Raw genomic sequence first — 17,767 nt, 5'->3', positions numbered from 1 at the left:
CGATCGCTTCTGCCTTCGTTCCCCCGAACGGGTCCCCCGGACGGGGATCGGCACGGGACAACGGATCTGAACCGAGGTGTACGCGATGGTGGCCCCGCCGGACAACGACGTGCTCTGGGCACAATCCCTGTACTTCCAGCACAACGGCTCACCCGCGCTCTGCGGTGTCTCCCTGGGCGTACGCGAGGGCGAGGTCCTCGCCGTCACGGGCCCGCGCGGCAGCGGCAAGACGACCCTGCTCCAGTGCCTGGCGGGGTTGCTCCCCGTCCAGCGGGGCGAGGTGTGGTTCAACAGCACACCTGTGCACACCATGCGAGCGATGAAGCGGGAACGGCTGCGCCGCGACCGGTTCGGCTGGATCGATCCGGCGCCGCTGCTGCTGCCCGAACTGAACGCATGGGAGAACGCGGCCCTCCCCCTGATGCTCCGCGGCACCAGCCGCCGCCGGGCCAAGACCACCGCCCTGGAGTGGCTGGAGCGCCTCGACGTCGGGGACTGCGCCCGCAAGCGCCCGTGCGAGCTGGCCCAGGCCGAGCGGCAGCGGATCGCCGTCGCACGGGCGCTCGCCGCGTGCCCGACGGTGCTCTTCGCGGACGAACCGACCGCCTCCCTGCACCAGGCCGACGGCGTCCAGGTCCTGCGCACGCTCACCGCCGCGGCCCGCTCGCACGGCATCACGATCATCCTTGCCGCGCACCCGGCGGACGCCGCGGTCGTCGCCGACCGCACAGTACCCCTGCTGGACGGACGGCAAGTGAAGACCGTTCATCTGCCCCCTGTGCCCGAGGAAGGCCGGGCGCCGTGCTCACTCTCCGTCTAGCCCGCGGGGCGCACCCGCTGATCCTGCTGCGCCGGTTCCTGGTCGCGGCGGCCTCGGCGGGCACCGGCTTCCTGCTGCTGTGCACGCTGGGGTACGCCATGGGGCACCCGGAGGCGTCGGCCGTTTCCGTGCTGCGGCTCATCTGGTGCCTCGCGCCGATGGCCGCCACGGTGTACTTCGCGGTCGCCGTCGCCCGCACGGACCCGGGGACCCGGCCGCGCTCGGGTCTCGCCGCCATCGGCCTGGGACCGGTCCGGCTGATGGGCCTCTCCATGGCGACCACGGCACTGTCGACCGTGTTCGGCTCGCTGCTGGCACTGCTGGTCTTCCTGCATCTGCGCGGCGATCTGACGGGAATGCCGTTCGACGGCACGGCCTCCGGGTTCCTCGCCGCCGACCAGTCCCTGCCGGTGCCCGCTGTGCTCACGCTCCTCTCGGTGGTCCCGATCACGGCGTCCCTGGCGAGCGCACTCGCCCTGCGCCCTCGGGGCGGACGGCCGCAGCGCAAGAAGCGGGCGGGCCGCGGCACACCGAGCGCCGACGAGGCCGAGAACACTCCGGACGCGCAGTCACCCGGCCTTCCTGACGAGGCAGCCGCGCCCGTATTGCCGCCCCCTCCCCGGCCCGCCCCGGGCGGCCTCCCCTGGGGGGTGGCCGCGCTCGCCGCGGGACTCGCCGTGGAGACCCGCGCCGGCGGCACCGACCATGCACCGGGGCTCCACCTGCCCGGCGGTCTCGCGGACGGGCCCGCCGGGGTGCTGGCCGGCTGGGCGCTGACGGCGCTGGGGCTGGCCCTGGCCGGGCCTGCACTCGCCCATCTCTGCGGCTGGATGCTGCAGTCCGCGCGCCCTGGTGCCATGCGGCTGCTCGCCGGGCGCGGCCTGCAGGAGGAGGCCCGTCGGATCGGGCGGCCGCTCGGGGTGGTGTGCGCGGTGGCATCAGGGGCGTACGCGATGGTGGCGATGTACACCGGCGCACGCCCCGCGTTCGGGCCGCTCACCACGCTGGGCGCGGTGCTCGTGGTCGGCTGCGCGCTCGCGACGCTGGCCATGGCCGCGGTGCAGGCCAAGCAGGAGCGCGCCGACACGGTCGCGGCGCTGGTGCGGCTGGGCGCTCCGGCCAGGGTGCTGCGCACCGCGGCACTGCTGCGCACGGGCACTCTGGTCGCGGTGTTCGTGCCGGTGACCTGGGCGGTGGCGGAGATCGCGGCGATGCCGCTGGCGCGCTGAGAGCTGGTGAGAAGGACGCCGCCGGCCTGCTGAGAAGGACGCCGCGGACCCTGCTGGAAGGTCGCCGCCTGGGAGCCGCGACCTCGGCTCGCCTGGGAAATACGCCCCGACCCGCTCGCGAGACGGGCGCCGGTCCGCTCGGGAAATACGCGCCGCTCGGAAGACCGGCGCGGGACCCCTCGAGGGGCGGCCGCCGGCCCGCTTGGAAAAAGCCGTGAAGTTCCTCCCGTGCCACCGATGAGTTCTTCCTCGGTCCGTGGTCCATCTCTGCGTACGGACCACCTCACCGCCGGGAGGCACCGCTCATGTACCAGCAGATGATCTTCGTGAACCTGCCCGTCGCCGACGTCGACGCGTCGAAGAAGTTCTTCACGGAGCTCGGCTACACGATCAATCCGCAGTTCACCACGGACGACTGCGCCTGCGTCGTCATCAGCGACACCATCATCGCGATGCTGCTGGGCCGGCAGCGCTACGCCGACTTCACCGAGAAGGAGATCGCGGACGCCACCAAGACCAGCGAGGTGCTGCTCTGTCTGAGCGCCGAAAGCCGCGAGAAGGTCGACGAGCTCGTCGACCGGGCCCTCGGGGCCGGTGGCACGGGCAGCCGGGAGGCGATCGACCACGGCTACATGTACGGCCGTGCCTTCGACGACCCGGACGGCCACACCTGGGAGGTCATGTGGATGGACCCGGCGGCCGTTCAGGGCTGAACCGCCGCCCCTGAACGGGGTCGCCGCGGCGGGGGGTTGAGCTCTCTGAGCGGGTTTCAAACACGCCAATGGTTAACGACCCGGCAAAGTCGACCGTCATGCCGGACATCGCCGTTGACAGCACTTAGTCGCCGCTTATAAACAGGTGAGCCTCTTGGGGGCGCTGTTGTTGCTGCAACGCCCCTCAAACCCCCCGCAGTTGCGCATCCCGTGAAGGGCAATCGTGTCCAAATCCTCCCGCACCGCGCGTACGGTGCGCATTCTTGGCGTCGCCTCCGCAACCGCTGTGCTCGCGCTCGGCGCAGCCGGCAACGCGCTCGCCTGCAACATCAGTGAGTTCTCCGCCGATGCGAAGTGCGACGGCGACAAGGGCGTCATCGTCGTCACCGACAAGGACTTCTCCGGCACCCCGGCGACCGTGACCGTGTTCCTCGAGAACAACGGCGCCGACGACCACCAGGTCGGCTCGCAGGAGGTCAAGGGCTCCCGCGAAGGCACCACCATCACCTTCGCCGAGGACTGGAAGCCGAACGCCACCTACCGCGTCCACGTCACCGCCGGGAAGAACCTGGTCGACGAGGACATCAAGCCGAACCTGACCACCCCGTCCACCGCCTGCAAGACCTCCGAGACGACGCCGCCGGCCTCGGAGACCCCGCAGCCCTCCACCACTCCGTCCCCGTCCGACAGCCCGTCGGCGTCGGCGTCGGAGAGCACGGCCCCCACCACCACCGGGGACAACTCGCCCTCGCCCGCGGCCGGCACGTCGAACCTCGCCGAGACCGGTGCCAGCTCCAGCACGCCCATGATCGCCGGTATCGCCGGCGGCCTGGTCGTCATAGGCGGTGGCGCGGTGTTCTTCGGCATGCGCCGTCGCGGCGCGTCGAAGGCCGGCTGACGCCTTCAGGCCCGTAACCCGTAAGCAGGACGGCCCGCCCCTTCCCGGGGCGGGCCGTCGTGCGTAGCGGGGCGAGCCATCGCACCCACCGGGGCGGGATCTCAGCCCGGCTGTGCACCGGAAGCGCCGCCCAGCACCACGACCTCGGCGGCGTCGAACACGACCCCGACCTCGTCCCCGGGGTCCGGCGCCGCCCGCAGCGGGCACGCCGCCTCCAGCGCGGGGCCCTCCGCGGGCCGCAGTCGCACCGCGACATGGGTGCCGCGGAAGGTGCGTGCGGCCACGGTGCAGCGCAGGCCTTCGGACGCGTCCACGAGCCGTACGCCCGCGGGCCGCACGAGCAGGGTGCCGCGCCCCTGCGGGGAGCCCTCCGGGACGGGCACCTTGCCCCAGGGAGTGTCCGCGGCGTCCTGGGCGACCGTCGCCTCCACCACGTTGTCGAAGCCGAGGAAACGTGCCACGAACTCGTCCGCGGGCCGCTGCCACACCGCAAGTGGCGTACCCGACTGGGCGATCCTTCCGTCGCGCATCACGACGACCCGGTCGGCGAGCGCGAAGGCCTCGCCCTGGTCGTGGGTGACGGCGAGCACGGTCGTGCCCAACCGGCCGAACAGCTCACGGAGTTCCACGACCAGGCGCTCGCGCAGCGACCGGTCGAGCTGGCCCAGCGGTTCGTCCAGCATCAGCAGCCGGGGCCGAGGGGCGAGCGCCCGGGCGAGCGCGACACGCTGCTGCTCGCCGCCGGAGAGCGAGCCGACGGCCCGGCGCGCGGCCCCGGGCAGTCCGACGAGATCGAGCAGCTCCCGTACGCGGGCCTGCTGTTCGGAGCGTGCCGCCCCGTGCATCCGGAGCCCGAAGGCGACGTTGCCGCCGACGTCCCGCTGCGGGAAGAGCTGGTGGTCCTGGAACATCAGGCCGACGCCGCGCCGGTGAGCGGGAACGCCGTCCAGATTCCGGCCGTCGAGGAACACCCGTCCGGAGTCGAGGGACTGCAGACCCGCCACGGTCCGCAGCAGCGTCGACTTGCCGCTGCCGCTCGGCCCGAGCACGCACACGATCTCGTGCTCGGCGACATCCAGGCCTACCGCGTCGAGCGCGGCGCGTCCCGCGAAGCGCACGGTCGCCGTCTCGAGTCTGAGCATGGTCAGAACTCCCCCGTCCGATCGGTCCGCAGCCTCTCCAGGACCAGCAGCGCCACCGCGCACACCACCATCAGAATCGTCGAAAGAGCCATTGCCTGGCCGTAGTTGAGGTCACCGGGCCGTCCTAGCAGCCGCGCCACCGCGACCGGCAGCGTCGGGTTGTCCGGCCGGGCGATGAACACCGTCGCCCCGAACTCGCCCAGCGACACGGCGAACGCGAACCCGGCCGCGACCAGCAGTGCGCGCCGCACGATCGGCAGGTCGACCTCGCGCCACACCCGCCACGGCGACGCGCCGAGCACGGCGGCCGCCTCCCGCAGCCGTGCGTCCACGGCCCGCAGCACCGGCAGCATGGTCCGCACGACGAAGGGGGCACCCACCAGCGCCTGGGCGAGCGGCACCAGGACCCAGGAACCGCGCAGGTCCAGCGGTGGCTTGTCCAGGGCGATCAGGAAACCGAAGCCGACGGTCACGGCGGACACGCCGAGCGGCAGCATCAGCAGCGCGTCGAATCCCCGTACGAGCCGGCCCGCGTCCCTGCGGGCGAGGGCCGCGGCGGCGAGCGAGCCGATCAGCACGGCGATGCCGGTGGCCGCGACGGCGTACTGCAACGAGGTGCCGATCGCGTGGATCGGCGCCACCAGGAAGGTGCCGCCGTCGTCGTGGGTCAGCGCCTCGTAGTACGCGAACCCCGGCGCGTCCAGGGACCGCCCGACGAGGACGGCGAGCGGCAGCACGAGCAGGACGGCGACCGTGGCGAGGACCGAGCCGAGCAGTGCCCACTCCCCCGCCCCGCGCGGTCTGCGCGCCGTGCGGGACGCGTCGACCAGGCGCAGCGTGCTCTCCCGGCGGCGCACGGTCCAGGCGTGCAGGACGAGGATCGCCCCCACCGCCAGAAACTGGACGAGCGTCAGCACGGCGGCCGTGGACAGATCGAAGATCTCCGAGGTCTGCCGGTAGATCTCGACCTCCAGCGTCGAGAACGTGGGACCGCCGAGGATCTGCACCACGCCGAACGAGGTGAAGGTGAACAGGAACACCATCAGGGCGGCGGCCGCGACGGCCGGGCCCAGCGCGGGCAGTGTCACCTTCCGCCACGCCGCGAGACGGGAGGCGCCGAGCATGCGCGCCGCCTCCTCCTGCCGCGGGTCCAGCTGTGCCCACAGCGCGCCGACGGTCCGGACCACCACCGCGTAGTTGAAGAACACGTGGGCGAGCAGGATGGCCCACACGGTCGTGTCGAACCGCAGCCCCCACAGATCGTCGAGCAGACCGCCGCGGCCGACGAGCGCCAGGAAGGCCGTACCGACGACGACGGTCGGCAGCACGAACGGGACGGTGACGACCGCGCGCAGCACCTGCTTGCCCGGGAAGTCGTAGCGCGCGAAGACATATGCGCCTGGGAGCGCGACCAGCAGCGTGAGGGCGGTGGAGGCGAGCGCCTGCCAGGTCGTGAACCACAGGACATGCCGGATGTCGGGCTGGGCGAGCACGTCCACGAGGCGTCCGAGCTGCCACACTCCGTCGACGCGCAGACCGCGGGCGACGATCGCGGCGACGGGGTAGGCGAAGAAGACCGCGAAGAACGCGACGGGCAGGGCCATCAGCCCGAGCCGCGCCACGCTCCCCCGCCTCCCGCGCCTCCTCCGAGCCCCTGCGGCCGACGCGCCTGCTTCCGCGTCCGCCTCCCGGGCTACTTCAGTACGAGCGAGGTCCACGACTTCACCCACTGGTCGCGGTTGGTGGCGATCCTGCCCGGGGCCATGGTCTCGGGGCTCTTGGCCGCGGGGCCGTACTCGGTGAACTCGGCGGGCACCTTCGCACCCTGGACCACCGGGTAGACGAACATGTTGAGCGGCATGTCCTCCTGGAACCGCCTGCTGATCAGGAAGTCGATGAACGCCTTCGCGCCCTTGCTGTTGTGCGCGTTGCTCAGCAGGCCCGCGAACTCGATCTGACGGAAGCAGGTGCCCGTCGCGACACCGGTCGGCGCGGTCTTGGGCCGCGGCTGGGCGTAGACGACCTCGGCGGGCGGCGACGATGCGTACGAGACGACGAGCGGCCGGTCGCCGCCCGCCTTGCGGCCTCCGGCGGAACCGGAGAACTCCTGGTCGTACGCCTGCTCCCAGCCGTCGACCACCTTCACTCCGTTGTCCTTGAGCTTCTTCCAGTAGCTCTGCCAGCCGGCGGTGTCCCCGTCGCCGTACTTCGCGGCGGTGCCGAGCAGGAAGCCGAGACCCGGCGAGGACGTGGCGGCGTTCTCGGTGACGAGCAGGTTCTTGTACGCGGGCTTGGTGAGGTCGTCGAAGGTGGCCGGCGGGGTGAGATTGTGGTCGGCGAAGTACTTCTTGTCGTAGTTGACGCAGATGTCGCCGTAGTCGATCGGCGTGACCCGGTGCTCGCCCTTGTCGAGCTGGTACTGCGCGCCGACCTGGTCGAGACCCTTGGCCTCGTAGGGCTGGAACAGCCCGTTGTCCACGGCCCGGGACAGCAGCGTGTTGTCGACGCCGAAGAAGACGTCGCCCTGCGGGTTGTCCTTGGTCAGGATCGCCTTGTTGACGGCCTGGCCGGCGTCGCCGTCCTTGAGGACCTTGACGGTGTATCCGGACTCCTTCTCGAAGGCCGAGACGACGCTCTTCGAGGCGGCCCACGAGTCATGGCTGACGAGGGTCACGGTCTTGGAGTCGCCGCCGCTCCCGCTCGCCGAGCCGGACGACCCGCACGCGGACAGCGTGACCATGCCCAGCCCGACGACCACGGCCGCGAACCGCTTGCCGGTGATGCTCACTGAATTCCTCCTGGGTGACCAGGAAGAGACGCGGCCCTGCCCGGGAGCCTCGAAGGGTTCCCGGGCAGGGCGCAACAGCTCGAGTGAAGACCGAACTCCCTACCCAGAATGACCTGGGCGAGGTTCAGAGGGTCTGCGGGCTCTCCCGCACTCTCAGCGCTGTGGCGCTCCCCTGTCGGAATATGAAGATGTAATGACCGGGCTCAGACTACAGCCCTAACGTTCGCTGGCCGCCAGCTGCCCGCACGCCCCGTCGATCTCCTGGCCACGGGTGTCCCGGATCGTCACCGGCACTCCGTGGGCGGCGATCGCCTCGACGAACGCCTTCTCGTCCTCGGGCCGCGACGCGGTCCACTTGGAGCCGGGGGTCGGGTTGAGCGGGATCAGGTTCACGTGCACGGGCTTGCCCTTGAGCAGCCGGCCCAGCAGATCACCGCGCCACGCCTGGTCGTTGATGTCCCGGATGAGGGCGTACTCGATGGACAGCCGGCGCCCGGACTTCTCGACGTACTCGAAACCGGCGTCGAGAACCTCACGGACCTTCCACCGGGTGTTGACGGGGACGAGGGTGTCGCGCAGCTCGTCGTCCGGCGCGTGCAGCGAGACGGCGAGCCGGCACTTGAAGCCCTCGTCGGCGAAGCGGTGGATGGCCGGCACGAGTCCGACGGTCGACACGGTGATGCCGCGCTGAGAGAGCCCGAGCCCGTCCGGAGCGGGGTCCGTGAGGGCGCGGATGGCCGCCATGACGCGCTTGTAGTTGGCGAGGGGCTCGCCCATGCCCATGAAGACGATGTTCGACAGCCGTGTCGGGCCGCCGGGGATCTCGCCGTCGCGCAGTGCCCGCATCCCGTCGACGATCTGGTGCACGATCTCGGCGGTGGACAGGTTGCGGTCGAGGCCCGCCTGGCCGGTGGCGCAGAAGGGGCAGTTCATGCCGCAACCCGCCTGGGAGCTGATGCACATGGTGACCCGGTCGGGATACCGCATGAGCACGGACTCGACGAGGGTTCCGTCGAACAGCCGCCACAGCGTCTTGCGGGTCGTGTCCTCGTCGGTCGACAGATGCCGTACGACCGTCATCAGCTCCGGCAGCAGCGCCTCCTGGAGCCGGGCGCGGGACGAGGCGGGGATGTCGGTCCACTGCTCCGGGTCGTGCGCGTACCGGGTGAAGTAGTGCTGCGAGAGCTGCTTGGCACGGAACGGCTTCTCACCGATCGCGGCGACCGCCTCCTTGCGCTCGGCGGGCGTGAGATCGGCAAGGTGCCGCGGCGGCGTCTTGGCTCCGCGCGGCGCGACGAAAGTGAGTTCTCCGGGCTTAGGCATGGCTTTATCAGTGTCGCAGATCCAATCGGGTGACCTGCGGCTCTCGCTTGCTGCGACTGTCGTTAGTAGTCGTCACCGGCCACCACTGAGCGGCCTCGGACGGCCCAGGGACGGCCCAAGGACGATCACTCGTCGTCTGCCCGCCACTCGTCGAGCCGGACCCTGACCTGGCGGTTGTCGGCGTGCCAGGAGACCTCACCCCTGACGAAGACCCCGAGGGCGGGGAGGTCCATCCCCCCGCGGCATGGCCGTGATCTCCGCCAGCGCTATGACGTCCGGCACACCCTCTTTGTGACAGCTCCAGCTGAGGTGATCTAGAGAGGCATAGGCTGCTGGCTAGCAACGGAGTGGCACTGGCGCTCGGCTGCTCGCCGTCGTATTGTCCGCTGTTCCCCGTGGTTCCCCGCACGATCTGGCACGGGTCTGACACGGACTGGGCAGCGGTGGATTGAACGTTGGCGTTCACGCTTTCCAAGTCTGTTGGTAGCTGTCAGGCTGCATGCGGGGCGGTTCGCCTCTGTTCACCCCTGTCCGGTTGCTAGGCCGACCTGGCCGGCCGATCCCCGACTTTGATGGATCCGCCTCGTCGGTGCCGAGCTTCGTGTCACAGTGCACCCATGCGTGCATTCATCTAAGGCATCGGCAGCCTCGCAGTCCTTGCCGCTTTGTTGTTCGGTGCGGTGGAGGCCATAGCCTTTCTGGCGAGGTACGTGGGGCATCAGGTTTTTCACGGCGTTAACTCCACGGTTGCCGCCGCAGCGGTGACTGCAATGGCGACGGTTCTCGTAACCGTCGCCACGTTGGTTATCGGGCGCTACCTCGAACGCCGCAAAGCTGTTGAAGCAGAGATTCGGGCCAGCAAAATACCCGTTTACACTAGGCTAGTAAGTGGCCTCATGAGAACGGTTATGAATCCCGATTCTTCGAACGCAGATGAGGTGGCGCAGTTCCTGCGGGAAATTACGCCAGATCTGATTACGTGGGCTTCTGACGATGTTCTGCTCGCCTGGTCAAAGTTCAAAAGAGAAGCACAAGTTCTCGCATCCGAGGATACGATATTTAGTTTCGAGGAGCTCCTCACCGCAATTCGCCGAGACTTTGGGCACAGTGGCAGACAGGTACAGTCGGGCGACCTCCTGGCTCTCTTCATCAATGACATCGACGAACAGCTGGCCAGGCGGCGTACTCAGAGGGGGCACCGTGTGAGCACCCCCGAATCGTAGCTGGCCAGATTCGAAGGCTATGCCGACTGCGAGACGGTGCTAGGCGGCGGTTGCCCCAACACGCTTTCCAACTGTGTTGGTAGCTTGCGGAGTGATGTGCAGGGGCGTTCACCTGCGTTCAGGGTTAGCTGTCTGCCGATGCGGGGATGGCTTGAGGCCTCGCCTGAACGGCCGTGAACGGGGCTGAATGAGACGGAAACTGAGACGGCAGCACGTCGCCAGCTTCACGCGGTGGGCAACTCGTCCGCGTGGTCACCCGTGACCAACAGTCGGCGTGCTCGGGAGTGTTCGTTGTACGCATCACGGAAATCCCGGAATTACGCGCGTCGGGCGGTCCAGGGCAGCAGGAACCACAGGCCAGCGAAGATCGCCGTGGTCACGGCCGTGATGGAGATGGCTGCCGTGCGGCCAAGCACGACGTCCATCAGCAGGAAAACGGCGCCGTTGAGCGACAGCATCAGGAGGACCAGGCCGATTTGCGCGAGCCGGGCAGAGAGGGCAACGATGCGTGGCTTCAAACCGCGGTGGAACAGTGCACGGTGCAAGGCGACGGGGCAAGGCTTCGGCGTAGTCGTGTGACGCCTGGTTCGTGGCAATGTGACGGCTTTCTGAATCCCGGCTCCGGACGCTTACGACAGGAACCGGCGAAGTGCCGTGGCGACCTCGGCGCTGTACTCGTCACCTCGTATCAGAAGCTCCCGACCCGCCGCCGAGGAGAAGAAGTCCACATCTGAGCTCTGGACGATTGCGCCATGGCAGGCGAACTCCAGCTCGATGTTCCGCGAGCCGAAGTAGCCTAGGCCGTAAGCTCGGATATCGTTCCTGAGTCGGGACAGATAGCGCCGATGAGTGCCCTCGTCCGGGTCCAGTCTCAGTGAATCGGCGATGACCTCGTCCACATAGGTGGTCATAGCCCGGACTCGGTACACGATGTAGTCCGCACGCTTGGCGTCTAGCGCCATCAGCCCCTCACCCAGCATCAGCAGACCGTTGAGTGCCTCCAGTTGAACCTCCTCGACGAACTCAGGTTCCAGCTCGAATTCGAACAGGGGAGCCTGCAGGACCTCATCCGCCTGACCGCGGACTTCGTGATCCAGGGCTTCGGTGGGCTCTGCGAGCAAGGTCTCGAACATGGAACCGATCAGGTCCGGGGGAACTGCCCAGTCCGCCGGCATATTGACCTCCAGCAACGGCTTCCGCAAGCGGCAGACCGCCATGACGGCCGTCTGGTACTGCTGCCGCCAGTGCATGGATGCGATGCGCGCGGTCCGCGAGTCGTCTCTTTCTCAGTTCATCTCATCTCTCAGTCTGATAGCTCATGACCCCCAGTAGCTGAGCAGGGTTCAGATCACCGTGGGCCGCAGCTCACACATTTCCCCGGACTGCCGGAAGTGCTGTACGGCGACCACGGCGGGGATCGGGGTTTCGGCGCAGCGACACGATGCCCGGTTTGTGATCACCTGAGGCCGAGGAGCGCGAGGGGGCGACGGGGGTCGCGGGCGTTGCGGCGGAGGCCGGCCGAGATGTTCTTCACTCCGGCCGTGCGGAGGGCTCCGATGGCGAGGTTGCGCCAGGTGGCCATTGCGCGGGGTGCGTTGCCGGTCCGTAGCTGGGAGGCGTCCTCGGCGAAGGTAGTGTCGCGGACGTGGTGCAGGGACTCGATCTTCCAGTAGTCGCGGACGAGTTTGGCGAGCTGGGCCGCGGTGGTCTGTTCGGCGGTGAGGCTGGTGACCGCGTAGACGGTCTTGATGGTGGTCTTGCCGGTCTTGCGGTCGGTGCGCCGGCGCTTGATCTGGACAGCTTGGCGAGCTCCGGGGAAGAGGAGGCTGTTCACGGTGGCGACCTTGATCCGGCGGGTCTCGGAGCGACCGTGGCCGATGCCCCGGGTGCGTCCCTGAAGTGGGATGTCGTTCCAGGGAAGGGATTTGAGCTGTCGGCGCAGCTTCTTCTGGTTGCCCTTGGCGATCACGATGTAGTGGGCGCCCCGGCCGATGAGGTAGTCGGCGTGCTCGCGCTGGGTGTGCATCGCGTCGCCAGTGACGACGACTCCGGCCAGGTCGGCGATGGTGTCCAGCAGCGGCTGGAAGCAGGTGATCTCGTTCGTTTTCTCGCCGACGTCCAGCTGGGCCAGGACCAGGCCGGTGGTGTGATCCAGTGCGGCGAGCAGGTGGATCTTGCGGCCCGTCGCTTTGGCCGCGCCGCGCAGGCTTTTGCCGTCCACTGCGAGGCCGCGCAGCCCGGTCGCTTTCGGGCGTCGGTCGGCGAGCCGGCGTCCGATCGCCCGGTCCAGCGCATCGCCGTCGATGCGGGCCAGCAGCCGCCGGACCGTCGTTTCCGCAGGCAGGAACCGCTTCGGGAACAGTGGGTCGAGGCGTATGCCGAGGCGTTCCAGGATGTGCGGCGGGGCGTCGGCGATCCACTCGCTGACTGCCAGCAGAGAGGTCGCCCCCGCCAGAACCGCGCACGCGGTTAGCGCGAGCACGGCAACCAGAGCGTGCCGTACGCCGCGCGGGTCTCGCGGGTCGGGCACCTCAGCCAGCCGCTCCAGCAGGTGCGGAACCTCGTCGGATACGGCCTCGGGATGCTCGCGGAGCTGGTCAAGGGCAGGCGGGATCAGCGATGATGCGTCGACAGGCACGGTCTTCCACTCGGATCATGGGGCGTAGAGAACTCCATGATCTTGGAAGCCGTGCCTGTCACGTTCCGGGACACCGCCGAACTGACAGATCGCTACGAACCGGGCGTCATGCGACTACGCCGACGCCCTGGGCGACGGGGGTAGCGAGAACCGCAGAGGTGACAACGGTCAGCAGCAGCGTGACGACATAGGTACCGCGTTGGAAAGCATTGAACCCTTCTCGGTAACGTCTTGTGACGGTTGGTGATCTTCGTTCAGGTGGTGCGGCCGTGTTCGAGCTGGAGCAGGACGAGGGCGGCCCGGGCGATGCGGGTGGTGGCCGCGGGGTCGAGGCTGACCCGGCGCAGGGCCTTGAAGGTGACCTTCAGCAGGGCGTTGGCGCGTTCGGCGACGGCGTGGACCCTTCGGATCATGGCGTTGAATGTCTGGGCTCGTTCGGTGAGTTCGCCGCCCGGGCTTCTTGACCGGGTGGCGGAAGCCGTCACCCGCGTTCTCGTAGCCGAGGTCGATCAGGGTGGGGATGCCCAGGGCGGCAGCGAGCCGGTTGAGGGCGTCGATGAGGCGTGGGCGCGGGCGCAGGTGACATCGTGCTCGCGGCCGGGCGGACCGGGGAGATCCACAGCGGCCAGCCGTCCGGGGCGGAGATGACCTGTACGTTCCCGCCGTGGTGGCGGTGCTTTCCGGACCACCACAGGTCGGCTCCGTTGGGGGCGGGGGGCGGCGACGCGGTCGGTACGTACGGCGGTGCCGTCCAGGTTGAGGTGCGTGTAGCCGGCCGCCACGGCGCGTTCCAGTACAGTGGATAGGTCCGGGGCATCGTCGGCGAGCACGGTCAGGCCCTCATGCAGGTAACGGTAGGCGGTCGGGACCGAGATGCCGTTGTCGCGGGCGAGTTGGGCGATGCGTGTGCCGTCGACGAACCGGCGCAGGACCAGTACCGCCTGCTTGATCCGACAGAAACTCGACTGCCACCAGGTCCTCCGAAGATCGACAACATCGATCTGCGAAGGCTGCGCCGTACGATCAGCCCTGGTCAAAGCGCCAATCAAGGCTGCGAGGGCTTAGCGCACGATCCGACATGGATGTTCCTCAACCCCCGAAGGGGCCCAAAGTTCCCCTTATGATTCGGGAGTGTTCGACTCAAGACACATCAAGACGTTCCACACCGTGGTCCAGGCCGGCTCCTACTCAGCCGCGGCCTCGGTGCTCGGCTACACGCAACCGGCCGTCACCCAGCAGATGAAGGCGCTGGAGCGCTCGGCCGGCACCGCGCTGTTCGTCCGCATCGGCCGGCGCATGCGACTGACGGAGGCGGGAGAGGCGCTGGCCCGGCACGCCGACACGATTCTCGACAGCATGTCCGTGGCCTGGGAGCAGATAGCGGCGGTGACCCGGCTGGAGACCGGGCGGGTTCGGCTGTGCGCCTTCCCCAGCGCCAACGCCACCTTGATCCCCGAGGCACTGGCGCTGCTCGCGGCCGACCACCCCGGAATACGGGTGGAGTTGCTGGGGGACGAGCCGCCCGAGTCGCTGGAGCGGGTCACCCGCGGCGAGTGCGACATCACCCTCGCCTTCACGTATCCGGGGCTGGAGGAAGCGGTGCCGGACGAGCTGGTCGAGATCCCGCTGCTGGAGGACCAGCTCATGGTGCTCATGCCGGCCGGGCACCGGCTGGCCCGGTCCCGCTCGGTCAGGCTCGGCGATCTGGCGGGCGAACGCTGGATCGCCGGCTGCCTGCGCTGCCGGGTCAACTTCCTCCACGAGTGCGCCGAACTGGGATTCGCTCCCGACATCGCCTTCGCCACCGACGACAACCTGGTGGTGCAGTCGCTGGTCGCCGAGGGGCTGGGCGTTGCGATGATGCCCGGCCTGGTGCTCTCCTTCATGCGGCTGGAGCGGATCACCGGTCGCCCGCTGGACCCCGTCTCCCGCCGCCGGGTCGCGGCGTACGTGCCGCGCGAGCATCTGCGTATCCCGGCCGCGGCCCTGGTGCTCGACGCGCTCAAGACGGTCGCCGCACGGCGCAGCGGCCGCTGACCGGGCCACTCCACGCATAAGCGTTTGCAGGGGTCGGGTGAAGGAACTGTCAGTGGACGTCTGGGCCGGTGCGACCGGACGCTGGCGATATGACCTCCGTGACCGCTCCGGCGTACTCCGCGCCCACCGTCCGCCTGGCCCGCCTCGTACACGAAGTGCGGGAGACGGTCGGCCGCGGTCTGCCCCCCGGTCCCACCGCCCGACTCGTCGGTGAGCGGCTGGCGCCGCACCTCGGGGCCCCCGACCTGCTGCTCGACCGGCACACCGAGGGCGCCCCGGACCACTACCGCCAGCACGTCCTGCACGCCGAGGACGACGGCAGCTTCTCGATCGTCGCCCTGGTCTGGTTGCCGGGCCAGCGCACGTCCATCCACGACCACGTGTCGTGGTGCGTCACGGGCGTGCACCAGGGCGAGGAGCACGAACGCCGGTTCCGGCTGGTCCCCGACGGCGCCGCCTCCCGCCTCGTCCCGACCCAGGAGGTCGTCAACGCCCAGGGCGAGGTCTGCGGCTTCGCGCCGCCCGGCGACATCCACGAGGTGTGGAACGGCGGTGCCGGAATGGCCGTATCGCTGCACATCTACGGGGCCGACATCTCCCGCCTGGGCACCAGTGTGAGGCGGATCTACCGGCTGCCGGTCGGCGAACGGTGAACGGCCGTACCGCGACCGGGACCCCCGTCGGCGTCTCCCATCCGGCGACGCTCCTTGCCCCTGCCGATGCCGCCCCCGCCCCCGGAACCGGCGGCGGGCGCCGCCGCCGGGCCGCCGCGGCCGTTCTCTGCGGTCTGCTGGTGGCCGCCCTCGGCGCCGGCCTGGCATGGACCATGCACCTGCTGCTGCCCGCTGTGCCGGTGCCCACCGCCGCCGTCGTGCTCGGCATGGCTGCCGCCCACCTGCCGGGTCTGCGCGCGACCGTGCGCGGCCGGGCCCGGCCCGGACTGACTCTCGCCGGGAAACGGCTGATGCGCATCGGCATCGTGGTCTTGGGGCTGCAGCTGAGCCTCAAGGACGTGCTCGGCCTCGGCTGGGCCACGGCGGGGATGGTGCTCTGCGTCGTGGCCGCCACGTTCTGGGGCACCACCTGGCTCGGCCGCCGCATGGGCCTGCGCGGCGACCAGCCCCTGCTCATCGCGACCGGCTACTCCATCTGCGGCGCCTCCGCCATCGGTGCGGTGAGTCAGGTCACCAGCAGCGACGAGGAGGACATCGCCGCGTCCGTCGCCCTGGTCACGCTCTGCGGCACCCTCGCCATCGGGGTGCTGCCCCTCCTGCACCACCCCCTCGGACTGGATGACGTCCAGTTCGGCCGCTGGACGGGGGCCAGCGTGCACGACGTCGGTCAGGTCGTCGCGACAGCCCAGACCGCGGGTCCCGCGGCACTCGGCGAGGCCGTGCTCGTCAAGCTGATGCGTGTCGCGCTCCTCGCGCCCCTGGTGGCCACGGTGGCGTACACCCTCCGCAGACAGCGGACGGCGGCGGGGACCGCGGGGTCGCGCGCCGCGGCGTCCGGCCGGCGGACCCCGCTGCTGCCCCTGTTCGTTCTCGGTTTCCTCGCCATGATCGCGGTACGCAGCACCGGAGTTCTTCCGGCTCCCGTACTCGACGCCGCGCAACAGGCCCAGCAACTGCTCCTGGCCATGGCCATGGTGGGGCTGGGCAGCATGGTCAACCTGCCCACCCTGGCGCGGACCGGACCACGGGTGGCGGCAGTCGGCCTGATCTCCTGGATTCTCATTGCCGCCGTTTCCTACGCTGGCGTGCTTTTGACCGTGTAGTGCTGGTCCCGGTTCGTGGTGCCGTTCGTGTTCCGGTCCGGTGACCCTCCGGACCACCGGCACGACCACTGGGGCTCGGTCACCGCGTGTTGCGGTGACCGAGCCCCGGTCGGCAGTCAGGCACCCGGACGCAGACCTACTCCCGTGAGGATCGAGCTGCCCGGTGGGCCGGCCCCGCCCGGACGAACCACCTGGAGATCTCCGAGATGACCACTTCCGTGCAGCTCGACCGCATCAAGAAGCGCTTCGACAGCTGGGATGTGAACGGCGACGGCCGCATCGACCGCTCCGACTGCGAGGCCGAGTCCAAGCGCATCCTGCAGGCCTTGGGCGAGGCTCCCGGCTCCCCGAGGGGCCGCGCGCTGACCGACACCTACCTGGGCATGTGGAACTTCTTCGCCGACAAGGCCGGGATCGACAAGGAAAACGGCCAGCTGACCCCCGAGCAGTTCAACGACATCGTCAAGGAACACGTCCTGGAGAACGGCAGCGCGGACTTCGGAAAGGTCATCAAGCCGACCATCCGGGCCATGATCAAGCTGGCGGACGTGGACGACGACGACCAGATCAGCCCGACCGAGTTCAAGACCTGGCTGAACGCCATGGGGGTCGAGAACATCGACCCGGCCGACGCATTCCGCCAGATGCACGCCAACGGCGACGACCAACTCTCCGCCGACGAGCTGGTTCAGGCCGTCCACGCCTACCACATGGGCGAGATCGACGTGCCGCTCCTCGGGCACTGAGCTGAACCGGAACATGCCGAACACCAGATGGCCCGGAGCCGGGAAGGCCCCCCGCTCCGGGCCACGGCACGTTCCGCAGCCGTCTTTGACGGTCGGGCCTCATCCTTATCAGGTCCTACCTTCTTGATCGGGCTGAGCGAGGCATTCGTAGGGTTCGTTCACCCAGGGGTGTCAGGTGTGGCTGTTATCAGGTTGCCGTCCGTGGCTCGATCGACTTGGCCGCCTGTCGCCCCGCGACGACTCGGCCGCTGATTGGGAGTTGCGAGCAGATCGCTGTGTAGGACAACGCCGGCGAAGTCGTTGCAGGACTACTGTCACGACGATGCTCGGGAGCATAATGAGCCGGATATGGGCCGGAGTGGACGCCGGCAAGACGCACCATCATTGCGTGGTCCTTGACGCCGAGGGCATCGGACTCCTGTCTCGCCGCGTC

At 69.2% G+C, this 17,767-nt stretch carries 16 protein-coding genes, 1 pseudogene and 1 riboswitch; of the genes and pseudogenes, 9 read left to right on the top strand and 8 right to left on the bottom strand.

Annotated elements, in window-relative coordinates; genetic code table 11:
* Positions 1-85 precede the first annotated feature (85 nt).
* From ABZ904_RS38485 to ABZ904_RS38470, 4 genes are all read left to right on the top strand, one after another.
* Positions 86-820 carry an ATP-binding cassette domain-containing protein gene (locus tag ABZ904_RS38485; RefSeq protein ID WP_359402800.1) on the top strand — a complete coding sequence of 245 codons (735 nt, stop codon included), beginning with the start codon at positions 86-88 and terminating at the stop codon, positions 818-820.
* Positions 802-2,049 (top strand): hypothetical protein, encoded by a 1,248-nt coding sequence (locus ABZ904_RS38480; RefSeq protein ID WP_359402803.1) that lies wholly within the window; start codon positions 802-804, stop codon positions 2,047-2,049. The genes ABZ904_RS38485 and ABZ904_RS38480 overlap by 19 nt, the downstream gene beginning before the upstream one ends.
* Positions 2,050-2,354: 305 nt before the next feature.
* Positions 2,355-2,762 (top strand): VOC family protein, encoded by a 408-nt coding sequence (locus tag ABZ904_RS38475; RefSeq protein ID WP_359402806.1) that lies wholly within the window; start codon positions 2,355-2,357, stop codon positions 2,760-2,762.
* 223 nt (positions 2,763-2,985) lie between these two features.
* Positions 2,986-3,660: an LAETG motif-containing sortase-dependent surface protein gene (locus ABZ904_RS38470; RefSeq protein WP_360998529.1), complete on the top strand. Its 675-nt coding sequence runs from the start codon at positions 2,986-2,988 to the stop codon at positions 3,658-3,660.
* A gap of 101 nt (positions 3,661-3,761) precedes the next feature.
* Here ABZ904_RS38470 and ABZ904_RS38465 read toward each other — a convergent pair whose 3' ends face one another.
* The 4 genes from ABZ904_RS38465 to rlmN form a co-directional block, all read right to left on the bottom strand.
* A complete protein-coding gene (locus ABZ904_RS38465; protein ID WP_361828782.1) occupies positions 3,762-4,802 on the bottom strand; it encodes an ABC transporter ATP-binding protein in 1,041 nt (346 codons plus the stop codon).
* Between the two features lie 2 nt (positions 4,803-4,804).
* Complete coding sequence (locus ABZ904_RS38460; protein WP_359402833.1) at positions 4,805-6,406, bottom strand: iron ABC transporter permease; 1,602 nt, start codon at positions 6,404-6,406, stop codon at positions 4,805-4,807.
* Positions 6,407-6,495: 89 nt separating this feature from the next.
* Positions 6,496-7,542: a thiamine ABC transporter substrate-binding protein gene (locus ABZ904_RS38455; RefSeq protein WP_360998586.1), complete on the bottom strand. Its 1,047-nt coding sequence runs from the start codon at positions 7,540-7,542 to the stop codon at positions 6,496-6,498.
* A 126-nt stretch (positions 7,543-7,668) separates the two neighbouring features.
* A riboswitch (TPP riboswitch) is annotated at positions 7,669-7,774 on the bottom strand.
* A gap of 32 nt (positions 7,775-7,806) precedes the next feature.
* Complete coding sequence (gene rlmN, locus ABZ904_RS38450; protein WP_360998526.1) at positions 7,807-8,913, bottom strand: 23S rRNA (adenine(2503)-C(2))-methyltransferase RlmN; 1,107 nt, start codon at positions 8,911-8,913, stop codon at positions 7,807-7,809.
* A 680-nt stretch (positions 8,914-9,593) separates the two neighbouring features.
* Between rlmN and ABZ904_RS38445 the strand changes: the two genes are divergently transcribed.
* On the top strand, positions 9,594-10,136 hold the full coding sequence (locus tag ABZ904_RS38445) for a hypothetical protein (protein WP_361828780.1): 543 nt from the start codon (positions 9,594-9,596) through the stop codon (positions 10,134-10,136).
* A 317-nt stretch (positions 10,137-10,453) separates the two neighbouring features.
* Here the strand turns inward: ABZ904_RS38445 and ABZ904_RS38440 are convergent, their stop codons facing one another.
* From ABZ904_RS38440 to ABZ904_RS38425, 4 genes and pseudogenes are all read right to left on the bottom strand, one after another.
* On the bottom strand, positions 10,454-10,681 hold the full coding sequence (locus tag ABZ904_RS38440) for a DUF6328 family protein (protein WP_360998522.1): 228 nt from the start codon (positions 10,679-10,681) through the stop codon (positions 10,454-10,456).
* An 84-nt stretch (positions 10,682-10,765) separates the two neighbouring features.
* Positions 10,766-11,386, bottom strand: coding sequence for a hypothetical protein (locus tag ABZ904_RS38435; RefSeq protein WP_361828778.1), 621 nt, complete (start codon positions 11,384-11,386; stop codon positions 10,766-10,768).
* 206 nt (positions 11,387-11,592) lie between these two features.
* Positions 11,593-12,774 (bottom strand): ISAs1 family transposase, encoded by a 1,182-nt coding sequence (locus tag ABZ904_RS38430; RefSeq protein WP_361828776.1) that lies wholly within the window; start codon positions 12,772-12,774, stop codon positions 11,593-11,595.
* A gap of 254 nt (positions 12,775-13,028) precedes the next feature.
* Positions 13,029-13,474, bottom strand: a pseudogene (locus ABZ904_RS38425) (transposase family protein); the annotation flags it as partial.
* Positions 13,475-13,905: 431 nt separating this feature from the next.
* Between ABZ904_RS38425 and ABZ904_RS38420 the strand changes: the two are divergent.
* From ABZ904_RS38420 to ABZ904_RS38405, 4 genes are all read left to right on the top strand, one after another.
* Positions 13,906-14,811, top strand: coding sequence for a LysR family transcriptional regulator (locus tag ABZ904_RS38420; protein WP_359397229.1), 906 nt, complete (start codon positions 13,906-13,908; stop codon positions 14,809-14,811).
* Between the two features lie 89 nt (positions 14,812-14,900).
* Positions 14,901-15,464, top strand: a complete 564-nt coding sequence (locus ABZ904_RS38415) for a cysteine dioxygenase family protein (protein ID WP_359397227.1) — start codon at positions 14,901-14,903, stop codon at positions 15,462-15,464.
* Between the two features lie 134 nt (positions 15,465-15,598).
* Complete coding sequence (locus ABZ904_RS38410; protein ID WP_361828795.1) at positions 15,599-16,588, top strand: putative sulfate exporter family transporter; 990 nt, start codon at positions 15,599-15,601, stop codon at positions 16,586-16,588.
* 206 nt (positions 16,589-16,794) lie between these two features.
* Entirely contained in the window at positions 16,795-17,334 is a 540-nt protein-coding gene (locus tag ABZ904_RS38405; RefSeq protein WP_361828774.1) for an EF-hand domain-containing protein, read from the top strand.
* Positions 17,335-17,767 lie beyond the last annotated feature (433 nt).

Source organism: Streptomyces sp. NPDC046900, from assembly GCF_040644975.1.
Classification (GTDB): Bacteria; Actinomycetota; Actinomycetes; order Streptomycetales; family Streptomycetaceae; genus Streptomyces.
Note: the sequence above shows the minus strand (reverse complement) of the source record. Positions and strands in the feature narration are given on the sequence as shown.

Bases quoted from the DNA above. Each gene is read 5' to 3' on its own strand.
- ABZ904_RS38405 (WP_361828774.1), top strand. From the start codon at position 16,795: ATGACCACTTCCGTGCAGCTCGACCGCATCAAGAAGCGCTTCGACAGC.
- rlmN (WP_360998526.1), bottom strand. From the start codon at position 8,913: ATGCCTAAGCCCGGAGAACTCACTTTCGTCGCGCCGCGCGGAGCCAAG.
- ABZ904_RS38460 (WP_359402833.1), bottom strand. From the start codon at position 6,406: ATGGCCCTGCCCGTCGCGTTCTTCGCGGTCTTCTTCGCCTACCCCGTC.
- ABZ904_RS38435 (WP_361828778.1), bottom strand. From the start codon at position 11,386: ATGCACTGGCGGCAGCAGTACCAGACGGCCGTCATGGCGGTCTGCCGC.
- ABZ904_RS38475 (WP_359402806.1), top strand. From the start codon at position 2,355: ATGTACCAGCAGATGATCTTCGTGAACCTGCCCGTCGCCGACGTCGAC.
- ABZ904_RS38485 (WP_359402800.1), top strand. From the start codon at position 86: ATGGTGGCCCCGCCGGACAACGACGTGCTCTGGGCACAATCCCTGTAC.
- ABZ904_RS38455 (WP_360998586.1), bottom strand. From the start codon at position 7,542: ATGGTCACGCTGTCCGCGTGCGGGTCGTCCGGCTCGGCGAGCGGGAGC.
- ABZ904_RS38415 (WP_359397227.1), top strand. From the start codon at position 14,901: ATGACCTCCGTGACCGCTCCGGCGTACTCCGCGCCCACCGTCCGCCTG.
- ABZ904_RS38465 (WP_361828782.1), bottom strand. From the start codon at position 4,802: ATGCTCAGACTCGAGACGGCGACCGTGCGCTTCGCGGGACGCGCCGCG.